Consider the following 627-nt stretch of genomic DNA (forward strand, 5'->3'; position numbering starts at 1 on the left):
CGGCGAAGACGGGGGAGGACTCGTAGAGGTCGACGCCCATGCGGGCCCACTGTGAGCCCTGGCCGGGGAAGACGAAGACGGTCTTGCCGAGGTGGGTGCCGGCGGTGGTCTCGACGACGTTCGGCGATGCCTCACCGGTGGCCAGGGCCTCCAGGGCCTCGGTGAACTGGGCGCGGTCGTCGCCGATGACGACGGCGCGGTGGTCGAACTGGGCGCGGGTGGTGGCCAGGGAGTGGCCGATCTCGGCGGGCGTGGCCTCGGGCCGCTGGGCCAGGTGGTCCAGCAGGCGGCGGGCCTGCGCGGCCAGCGCCTCACCCGACTTCGCCGACAGCGTCCAGGGCAGCGTGTCGCTCGTGTTGAGGGCGGGCGTGGCCGGCGCGGGCGCCTCGGCCTCGCCCTCCGGCTCGGCCGCCTCGACGGCCGGCGCCTCCTCGATGATGACGTGCGCGTTGGTGCCGCTCACGCCGAACGAGGAGACCGCGGCCCGCTTCGGGTGGTCCGTCTCCGGCCAGGGCCGGGCCTCGGTCAGCAGCTCAACGGCCCCCGCCGACCAGTCCACATGGGGCGTGGGCTCGTCCACGTGCAGGGTCTTGGGCAGCACGCCGTTGCGCATCGCCATGACCATCT

The 627-nt window shown here is 74.2% G+C and carries 1 protein-coding gene; it reads right to left on the reverse strand.

What is annotated here, in order from left to right; translation table 11 throughout:
* Positions 1-613 (reverse strand): ketoacyl-synthetase C-terminal extension domain-containing protein (locus RM590_RS35450; RefSeq protein ID WP_311708933.1); only part of this gene is annotated, 613 nt, incomplete at its 3' end.
* Between the last annotated feature and the right edge of the window lie 14 nt (positions 614-627).

The sequence above is a fragment of the Streptomyces litchfieldiae genome, assembly GCF_031845365.1.
Taxonomy (GTDB): domain Bacteria; phylum Actinomycetota; class Actinomycetes; order Streptomycetales; family Streptomycetaceae; genus Streptomyces; species Streptomyces litchfieldiae.